Source organism: Streptomyces sp. Da 82-17, from assembly GCF_046098215.1.
GTDB lineage: Bacteria > Actinomycetota > Actinomycetes > Streptomycetales > Streptomycetaceae > Streptomyces.
Genome location: NZ_JBJURH010000028.1, coordinates 99,246 through 107,972, shown reverse-complemented (window position 1 = coordinate 107,972; position 8,727 = coordinate 99,246). Strand labels below are relative to the sequence as shown.

Sequence of the window (8,727 nt, the reverse complement as noted above, 5' to 3'; positions counted from 1 at the left end):
CTCTTCGTCCCTGGCCGCCCGTTCCGGCCGGAAGGGACGCGTCGATCCGTACGCCCTGGACGGCGTCGGCCCGTACGTCCTGGCTCGCACGCGCGAAACCGCACCCGCCCGCCCACATCGCCCCCCCCCAGAAAGCGTCCCCATGCCCGCACCCCACCCGCCGCCCCCGCAGGACGAACGCCTCGCGCGTATCGCCCTCAGTCGCATCCTCGAACCCGGAGACGGCAACACCGGCCGCTGGCTTCGTACTTACGGCGCCACCGGCCTCCTCCACCGCCTCTCCCATCCCGACGCCCCACTGTCCGGCGTCGGCCCCAAGCGCCTCGCGGGGCTGCGTAACCGCGCCACCCTCACCCACCCCCAGACCGACCTCGACGCCGCCCACGCCGTCGGAGCCCGCTTCCTCATCCCCACCGACCCCGAATGGCCCGGCCAACTCCAGGACCTCGGCGACACCCAGCCCCTCGGCCTCTGGGTCCGCGGCAACGCCGACCTGCGGATCTGGGCCCTGCGCTCCGTCGCGCTCGTAGGCGCACGCGCCTGCACCGAGTACGGGGCGCACATGGCCGCCAAACTCGCCGCCGGGCTGGCCGAACACGGCTGGGTCGTCGTCTCCGGCGGCGCCTACGGCATCGACGGCGCAGCCCACCGCGCCACCCTCGCCGCAGGCGGCGCCACCGCGGCCATCCTCGCCAACGGCATCGACGCCCCCTACCCCCGCGGCCACACCGGGCTCCTCCAGCGCATCGCCCAACAAGGCCTGCTCATCGGCGAGTTACCCCCGGGCGCCCACCCCACCGCCTACCGCTTCATCCAGCGCAACCGCGTCATCGCCGCCCTCACCCGCGGCACCGTCGTCGTCGAAGCCGCCCACCGCAGCGGCGCGCTCGTCACCGCCCGCAACGCCACCCGCCTCGGCCGCCACACCATGGGCGTCCCGGGCCCCGCCACCAGCGGGCAGTCGGCGGGCGTCCACCAACTCCTGCGCGGCGAGGCCACCCTCGTCACCGACGCCGCCGAAGTCATCGAACTCATCGGGGAGATGGGCCAACTCGCGCCCGAACCACGCGGCCCCGTCGTGCCCAGAGACCTCCTCGAACCCCGCGCCGGCCGCGTGCTCGCCGCCCTGCCCGCAGGCCGCCCCGCACCCGTCGCCCTCATCGCCGCCGAAGCCGCCGCCACCACCGACGACACCATCGCCAGCCTGTACGAACTGCAATCCCTCGGATTCGTCGAACGACACGGCGACAACTGGAAGTTGACACGCCAGAGCACCCGAAGCGACTTTTCGCGATGCGAAGACAAACGCGAAGACACCGGAAACGTCACGTTGCGCCGTCCGGACGATCCCCGATGACCTTGGCAGATTCTGTGATTTCGGCTCCGCAAGCCGCAGTCGCGCACCCGACGAGAAGGAGGTGTGCCAACCCCGACTGAACAAGCCGACGCCGACAGATCCCCTACTCTTCGCACACTGCGACACTCCAGTCACGCTACGCTCACAAAGCTTCCGACTCCGATGCGCACGTACTCGAACCACAGCAGAACGGCTCAAGGCAACGAATGCCCCAGCACACCTCCGGGTCCGACCGGGCAGCGGCCATTCCCCCCGCCGCCCGTGACGGCGCGCGGCCACCCGCACCCTCGTCGCTCGACGAACTCTGGAGGTCGTACAAGGCGACGGGCGACGGACGACTGCGCGAACAACTGATCCTCCACTACTCACCGTTGGTGAAATACGTCGCCGGCCGTGTGAGCGTGGGTCTGCCGCCCAACGTCGAACAAGCGGACTTCGTGTCCTCCGGCGTATTCGGACTCATCGACGCCATCGAGAAGTTCGACATCGACCGCGAAATCAAATTCGAGACGTACGCCATCACCCGCATCCGCGGCGCCATGATCGACGAACTCCGCGCCCTCGACTGGATCCCACGCTCCGTACGGCAAAAGGCACGCAACGTCGAACGCGCCTACGCGACGCTCGAAGCGCAACTCCGCCGCACCCCCTCCGAAAGCGAAGTCGCCGCGGAGATGGGCATCCCGCTGGAAGAACTCCACTCCGTCTTCAGCCAGTTGTCCCTCGCCAACGTCGTCGCCCTCGAGGAACTCCTGCACGTCGGCGGGGAGAGCGGCGACCGGCTGAGCCTCATGGACACCCTCGAGGACACCGCCGCCGAGAACCCCGTCGAGATCGCCGAGGACCGCGAGCTCCGCCGGCTCCTCGCCCGGGCCATCAACACGCTGCCGGAGCGCGAGAAGACCGTCGTCACGCTCTACTACTACGAAGGCCTCACCCTCGCCGAGATCGGCAACGTCCTCGGCGTCACCGAGAGCCGCGTCAGCCAGATCCACACCAAGTCCGTCCTCCAGCTGCGCGCCAAGCTCGCCGGCTTCGGACGCTGAATCGGTCCTGCCTCCACGACCACGCACAACGGCCCGCGAAACCGCCCGAGGCGCTAGCCCGACGCGACGGCGCGTACGAACGCCGCACACGCGGACAACGCGCCCAGGACCACCACACCGCCGCTGGAACCCCGCCCCAGCCGACTCCCGTACAGGACGTCCGCTCCGTACAGTGGGACACGTGCCAAGGATTCGAGCGGCCTCAGTGGCCGAGCACCGGTCGATGCAGCGCGGCGCCCTCCTTGACGCCGCCCGGTCCCTGCTGTCCGAGGGCGGTACGGAGGCGCTGACCTTCCCCGCGCTCGCCGAACGCACAGGGCTGGCCAGATCCTCCGTCTACGAGTACTTCCGCTCCCGCGCCGCCGTCGTCGAGGAACTCTGCGAGGTCGACTTCCCCGTCTGGGCCGCCGAGGTCGAATCGGCGATGCAGGCCGTCGAGGGCCCGGAAGCCAAGGTCGAGGCGTACGTCCGCAGTCAGCTCGCCCTCGTCGGCGACCGCAGGCACCGCGCCGTCGTCGCCATCTCGTCCAGCGAGCTCGACGCGGGCGCTCGCGAGAAGATCCGCGCCGCGCACGGCGGCCTCGTCGCCATGATCGTCGAGGCGCTCGAAGCCCTCGGCCACGAACAACCCCGCCTCGCGGCGATGCTCCTCCAGGGCATCGTCGACTCCGCGGTACGACGTATCGAACTCGGCGCGGCCGAGAACCCGGACGCGATCACGGACGCGGCTGTGCGCATGGCGCTACGCGGCGTCCAGGGCTGAACCCAGCGGCAGCAACCGCGAAGGCCCCCGGTCGAGCAGGCGCGGCGGCAGCAGGGCGAGAGGGTCGAGATAGGCCGTTCCCCGGCGCAGGCCCCAGTGCAGACAGGACTGCGGGCAGTGGGGGACCGAGTCGCCGGTCCGTGGCCGCTCCACTCTCGCCACGACCTCGCCTGCGGCCACCTCGTCGCCCTTCTCGACGAGTGCACGCACGGGTTCGTACGTGGTGCGCAGAGGCGGGTCGCCGGTGTCGGCGTGGTCGATCGTGAGGACTCCTCTGTTCGCGACGCGTCCCGCGTAGGCGATGCGGCCGGGCGCCGGGGCGCGCACCTCGGTGCCGGGCGGTGCGGCGAGGTCGACGCCGCGGTGTCCGGGACCGTACGGCGAGGCCGGCGGGTCCCAGCCGCGGAGGACCGGTGGACCGGCGCCGCCCGTACCGCGGACGGGCCAGGCCCACGCGGCGGCCTCGGCGTACGACCCTGCCGAGTCCGGCCCCGCGGCGTCCCGGAGGGGCTCCCTCCACGCCCCAAGAGCGCCCGCGGCCATGAGCCACAGCAGGGCGCAGGGCAAGGCGCAGATCAGCGCGGCGAGGGGCCGGGTTCGGGGTGTGAGACGCATGGCTGGAGCTTGCCGCGGAACGGGCTCCCGGCGGTGATCTTGGTGCGGATCTGTGGAGTACCGGCCGGTTGTGGATATCGGCGTCACCCGGTACGTCGCGGGTCCCGTACACTTCATGTGGCGATCCGGGCCACCGGGTCGACTTCGCACGCCCCGACACCTGGCCGAAACGCCGAAGGTGTCAGCGCCCCTCGGTCCCGTACGCAGGTACGTGGCACGGCGCGCGCCGGGGTGTCAGGACACAACCGAGAAAAACACAAGGAGTACGGCCATGGCCGTCGTCACGATGCGGGAGCTGCTGGAAAGCGGCGTCCACTTCGGTCACCAGACCCGTCGTTGGAACCCGAAGATGAAGCGCTTCATCTTCACGGAGCGCAACGGCATCTACATCATCGACCTGCTCCAGTCGCTGTCGTACATCGACCGCGCCTACGAGTTCGTCAAGGAGACCGTCGCCCACGGCGGCACGGTCATGTTCGTCGGCACGAAGAAGCAGGCGCAGGAGGCCATCGCCGAGCAGGCCACCCGCGTCGGCATGCCCTTCGTCAACCAGCGCTGGCTGGGCGGCATGCTCACCAACTTCTCGACCGTCTACAAGCGCCTGCAGCGCCTGAAGGAGCTCGAGCAGATCGACTTCGAGGATGTGGCCTCCTCCGGCCTCACCAAGAAGGAGCTCCTGGTCCTCTCGCGCGAGAAGGCCAAGCTGGAGAAGACCCTCGGCGGTATCCGCGAGATGCAGAAGGTGCCCAGCGCCGTCTGGATCGTGGACACCAAGAAGGAGCACATCGCCGTTGGTGAGGCCCGGAAGCTGAACATCCCGGTCGTCGCGATCCTCGACACCAACTGCGACCCCGACGAGGTCGACTACAAGATCCCCGGCAACGACGACGCGATCCGCTCCGTCACGCTGCTCACCCGCGTCATCGCCGACGCCGTCGCCGAGGGCCTCATCGCCCGCTCCGGCGGTGCCGGTGAGGGCAAGGGCGAGAAGGCCGCCGGCGAGCCGCTCGCCGAGTGGGAGCGCGACCTGCTCGAGGGCGAGAAGAAGGCCGAGGCCGACAAGCCGGCCGACGCCGAGAAGGCCGCCGAGGCCGAGAAGCCGGCTGACGCCCCGGCCGCCGAGCAGGCCTGACCTTTCACAGGTCACAGGTTCGGTAGGTGACGGCGGGGGCCCTGGCGCCCCCGCCGTCGACCCGTCACCGTAGATCCGCACCTCTGGTCGCCCGTGTTCGAGCCCGGCGGCCGTCACAGACTTCGAGAAAGATTCACTGAATCATGGCGAACTACACCGCCGCCGACGTCAAGAAGCTCCGGGAGCTCACCGGCGCCGGCATGATGGACTGCAAGAAGGCGCTCGACGAGGCCGAGGGCAACGTCGACAAGGCCGTCGAGGCGCTCCGCATCAAGGGCCAGAAGGGCGTCGCCAAGCGCGAGGGCCGTTCCGCCGAGAACGGTGCCGTGGTCTCCCTGATCGCCGACGACAACACCTCCGGTGTCATCGTCGAGCTGAAGTGCGAGACGGACTTCGTCGCCAAGGGCGAGAAGTTCCAGGCCGTTGCCAACGCGCTCGCCGCGCACGTGGCCGCCACCAAGCCCGCCGACATCGAGGCGCTGCTCGCGTCCGAGATCGAGGCCGGCAAGACCGTGCAGGCGTACGTCGACGAGGCCAACGCCAACCTCGGCGAGAAGATCGTCCTGGACCGCTTCGCCCAGTTCGAGGGCGCGTACGTCTCGGCGTACATGCACCGCACCATGCCCGACCTGCCCCCGCAGATCGGTGTTCTGGTCGAGCTGGACAAGGCCGACGCCGACCTCGCGAAGGGCGTTGCGCAGCACATCGCCGCGTTCGCCCCGAAGTACCTGACCCGTGACGACGTCCCGGCCGAGGTCGTGGAGTCCGAGCGTCGCGTCGCCGAGGAGACCACGCGCGCCGAGGGCAAGCCGGAGGCCGCGCTCCCGAAGATCGTCGAGGGCCGCGTCAACGCGTTCTTCAAGGACGCCACGCTGCTCGGCCAGCCGTACGCGCTGGACAACAAGAAGTCCGTCGAGCAGGTCCTCAAGGAGGCCGGTGTCACCCTGAAGCGCTTCTCGCGCATCAAGGTCGGCATCTGAGTCCGTACCGCGCTCGACTCAAGACCCCGCTAGGGTCGACAGCAGCCGTCCGGGACAGGATGCGCCCGCGGAGTGCCGCGGGCGGCGGGCGGCCGCAGATCTGACGAGGAGGCCATTGCCGCAGTGGGACGCAAGTACCCCCGGCAATGGCCTTCTTGTATGTGCACCACGAGGAGATCTCCATGACCAAGGCCGACAACAGCGGCGACGGGAAAACGACCGGCCGATTTCTGCTGAAGCTCTCCGGCGAGGCGTTCGCCGGCGGCGGAGGCCTGGGCGTCGACCCCGACGTGGTGCACGCCATCGCCCGCGAGATCGCGGCCGTGGTCCGGGACGGCGCGCAGATCGCCGTCGTCATCGGCGGTGGCAACTTCTTCCGCGGTGCGGAGCTGCAGCAGCGCGGCATGGACCGGGCCCGCTCCGACTACATGGGCATGCTCGGCACGGTCATGAACTGCCTCGCCCTGCAGGACTTCCTGGAGAAGGAAGGCATCGACAGCCGGGTGCAGACCGCCATCACGATGGGGCAGGTCGCCGAGCCGTACATTCCGCTGCGTGCGGTGCGGCACCTGGAGAAGGGCCGCGTCGTGATCTTCGGCGCCGGTATGGGCATGCCGTACTTCTCCACCGACACCACCGCCGCGCAGCGCGCCCTGGAGATCGACGCCGAGGCGATGCTGATGGGCAAGAACGGCGTCGACGGGGTGTACGACTCGGACCCGAAGAAGAACCCCGACGCGGTGAAGTTCGACGCCCTCGAGTACGGCGAGGTCATCACCCGGGACCTGAAGGTGGCCGACATGACCGCCATCACCCTGTGCCGGGACAACAGCCTTCCCATCCTGGTCTTCGAGTTGCTGGCGGCGGGCAATATCGCCCGCGCCGTCAAGGGTGAGAAGATCGGCACTCTCGTGAGCGACCAGGGCACCCGGTCCTGACCCTCATCTCCCGGGCCTGGCCCGGGGGATGGACAATGTCCTGCCGGTCGGACACCGTGCAGGAAGAGACGCGACGCAGCCGGTGCCCTTGCCGTACCCGCAGACGGGACGCGCGGGGCGCCCCCAGCCCACTCAAGACACGCAGGAGCAAGTGGTGATCGAAGAGACCCTCCTCGAGGCCGAGGAGAAGATGGAGAAGGCCGTCGTGGTCGCCAAGGAGGACTTCGCCGCGATCCGTACGGGGCGTGCGCACCCGGCGATGTTCAACAAGATCGTGGCCGACTACTACGGCGCGCTGACGCCGATCAACCAGCTGGCCTCGTTCTCCGTGCCGGAGCCGCGCATGGCCGTGGTGACGCCGTTCGACAAGAGCGCGCTCCGCAACATCGAGCAGGCCATCCGCGACTCGGACCTGGGCGTCAACCCGAGCAACGACGGCCACATCATCCGAGTGGTGTTCCCCGAGCTGACGGAGGAGCGCCGCAAGGAGTACATCAAGGTCGCCAAGGGCAAGGCCGAGGACTCCAAGGTCTCGATCCGCTCGGTGCGCCGCAAGGCCAAGGACACCATCGACAAGGCCGTCAAGGACGGCGAGGTCGGCGAGGACGAGGGCCGTCGCGCGGAGAAGGAGCTCGACGACACCACCGCGAAGTACGTCGCGCAGGTGGACGAGCTGCTCAAGCACAAGGAAGCCGAGCTGCTCGAGGTCTGATGAACGACTCTTCGTGGGGGGCTCCGCCGCCGGCCGGTTACATGGGACCGCCCGGGACGGGCCCCGTCCAGGGGCGCCCCCCGGCGGGTCCTGCCTACGATGAGGCCGGCGCGCAGCAGACTCGGCCCATGCCGACCGTGCCCGGTGTGCCCGACACCGGCAAGGCCGCCGCAGACCGGTACGACAGCGAGGCGGGGGCCGCTCTGACGAGTGGCCCCTTGTTCCGCGACGAGATGTTGCAGGAGCCCATGGCCAGTCCCACACCTCAGGTTCCGCAGCCGTCCCGGAAGAAGCGTGCGGGCCGCGATCTGCGGGCGGCCATAGGGGTCGGTGTCGGACTCGGCGCGGTCATCGTGGCGTCGCTGTTCGTCGTCAAGGCCGTGTTCGTCGCGGTGATAGCGGTCGCCGTGGTGGTCGGCCTGTGGGAGCTGACGACGCGTCTGCAGGAGCGCAAGGACATCAAGGCGCCGCTCGTGCCGCTCGCGGTGGGCGGCGCGGCGATGGTCGTCGCCGGGTACGTGCGCGGCGCCGAGGGTGCCTGGGTGGCGATGGCGCTGACCGCGCTCGCCGTCCTGGTGTGGCGGATGACGGAACCGCCCGAGGGCTATCTGCGGGACGTCACGGCCGGGGTGTTCGCCGCGTTCTACGTGCCGTTCCTCGCCACGTTCGTGTCGATGATGCTGACCGCGGACGACGGTGCGGAGCGGGTGCTCACGTTCCTGCTCCTCACGGTCGTCAGCGACACCGGGGCGTACGCGGTGGGCTGGCGGTTCGGCAAGCACAAGCTGGCGCCGCGCATCAGCCCCGGCAAGACCCGGGAGGGCCTGCTCGGCGCGGTGTCCTTCGCGATGGCGGCGGGCGCGCTGTGCATGGAGTTCCTGATCGACGGGGGCACCTGGTGGCAGGGCCTGCTGCTCGGCCTCGCGGTCGCGGCGAGCGCGACGCTCGGCGACCTCGGCGAGTCGATGATCAAGCGGGACCTCGGCATCAAGGACATGGGCACGCTGCTCCCGGGCCACGGCGGGATCATGGACCGCCTCGACTCCCTGCTGCCGACGGCGCCTGTCGTCTGGCTGCTCCTGGTGCTGTTCGTGGGTACGTGAAGTACCCGCGCTTCCTGCGCTGACCTGCTGTTTCTTCGGTGGCGGGCTCGTTGTCCACAGGGCGGCGGGCCCGCTGTCGTA

General features: G+C 69.8%; 9 protein-coding genes. 8 read left to right on the top strand and 1 reads right to left on the bottom strand.

What is annotated here, in order from left to right:
* Positions 1–142 precede the first annotated feature (142 nt).
* The 3 genes from dprA (at position 143) to ACIDOF_RS33880 (ending at position 3,166) form a co-directional block, all read left to right on the top strand.
* Positions 143–1,357, top strand: a complete 1,215-nt coding sequence (gene dprA, locus ACIDOF_RS33890) for a DNA-processing protein DprA (RefSeq protein ID WP_409010048.1) — start codon at positions 143–145, stop codon at positions 1,355–1,357.
* A 206-nt stretch (positions 1,358–1,563) separates the two neighbouring features.
* Positions 1,564–2,403, top strand: coding sequence for an RNA polymerase sigma factor WhiG (gene whiG, locus ACIDOF_RS33885; RefSeq protein ID WP_409010047.1), 840 nt, complete (start codon positions 1,564–1,566; stop codon positions 2,401–2,403).
* A gap of 205 nt (positions 2,404–2,608) precedes the next feature.
* Complete coding sequence (locus ACIDOF_RS33880; protein ID WP_409010051.1) at positions 2,609–3,166, top strand: TetR/AcrR family transcriptional regulator; 558 nt, start codon at positions 2,609–2,611, stop codon at positions 3,164–3,166.
* Here ACIDOF_RS33880 and ACIDOF_RS33875 read toward each other — a convergent pair.
* Positions 3,146–3,781 (bottom strand): murein hydrolase activator EnvC family protein, encoded by a 636-nt coding sequence (locus ACIDOF_RS33875; protein WP_409010046.1) that lies wholly within the window; start codon positions 3,779–3,781, stop codon positions 3,146–3,148. The genes ACIDOF_RS33880 and ACIDOF_RS33875 overlap by 21 nt on opposite strands.
* 271 nt (positions 3,782–4,052) lie before the next feature.
* Here ACIDOF_RS33875 and rpsB point away from each other — a divergent pair, with 271 nt between their 5' ends.
* The 5 genes from rpsB to ACIDOF_RS33850 all read left to right on the top strand — a co-directional run bounded on the left by rpsB (position 4,053) and on the right by ACIDOF_RS33850 (position 8,646).
* Positions 4,053–4,913, top strand: coding sequence for a 30S ribosomal protein S2 (rpsB, locus tag ACIDOF_RS33870; RefSeq protein ID WP_409010045.1), 861 nt, complete (start codon positions 4,053–4,055; stop codon positions 4,911–4,913).
* A 143-nt stretch (positions 4,914–5,056) separates the two neighbouring features.
* Positions 5,057–5,893 carry a translation elongation factor Ts gene (tsf, locus tag ACIDOF_RS33865; protein ID WP_409010044.1) on the top strand — a complete coding sequence of 279 codons (837 nt, stop codon included), beginning with the start codon at positions 5,057–5,059 and terminating at the stop codon, positions 5,891–5,893.
* A 176-nt stretch (positions 5,894–6,069) separates the two neighbouring features.
* Positions 6,070–6,831, top strand: a complete 762-nt coding sequence (gene pyrH / locus ACIDOF_RS33860; RefSeq protein WP_409010050.1) for a UMP kinase — start codon at positions 6,070–6,072, stop codon at positions 6,829–6,831.
* A 154-nt stretch (positions 6,832–6,985) separates the two neighbouring features.
* On the top strand, positions 6,986–7,543 hold the full coding sequence (frr, locus tag ACIDOF_RS33855) for a ribosome recycling factor (RefSeq protein ID WP_409010043.1): 558 nt from the start codon (positions 6,986–6,988) through the stop codon (positions 7,541–7,543).
* Positions 7,543–8,646, top strand: coding sequence for a phosphatidate cytidylyltransferase (locus ACIDOF_RS33850; RefSeq protein WP_409010042.1), 1,104 nt, complete (start codon positions 7,543–7,545; stop codon positions 8,644–8,646). Before frr ends, ACIDOF_RS33850 begins: the two co-directional genes overlap by 1 nt.
* Positions 8,647–8,727 lie beyond the last annotated feature (81 nt).

What these genes read in the sequence shown, in the direction of transcription:
- dprA (WP_409010048.1), top strand. Translation starts at nt 143, where the DNA reads ATGCCCGCACCCCACCCGCCGCCCCCGCAGGACGAACGCCTCGCGCGT.
- whiG (WP_409010047.1), top strand. Translation starts at nt 1,564, where the DNA reads ATGCCCCAGCACACCTCCGGGTCCGACCGGGCAGCGGCCATTCCCCCC.
- ACIDOF_RS33875 (WP_409010046.1), bottom strand. Translation starts at nt 3,781, where the DNA reads ATGCGTCTCACACCCCGAACCCGGCCCCTCGCCGCGCTGATCTGCGCC.
- rpsB (WP_409010045.1), top strand. Translation starts at nt 4,053, where the DNA reads ATGGCCGTCGTCACGATGCGGGAGCTGCTGGAAAGCGGCGTCCACTTC.
- tsf (WP_409010044.1), top strand. Translation starts at nt 5,057, where the DNA reads ATGGCGAACTACACCGCCGCCGACGTCAAGAAGCTCCGGGAGCTCACC.
- ACIDOF_RS33850 (WP_409010042.1), top strand. Translation starts at nt 7,543, where the DNA reads ATGAACGACTCTTCGTGGGGGGCTCCGCCGCCGGCCGGTTACATGGGA.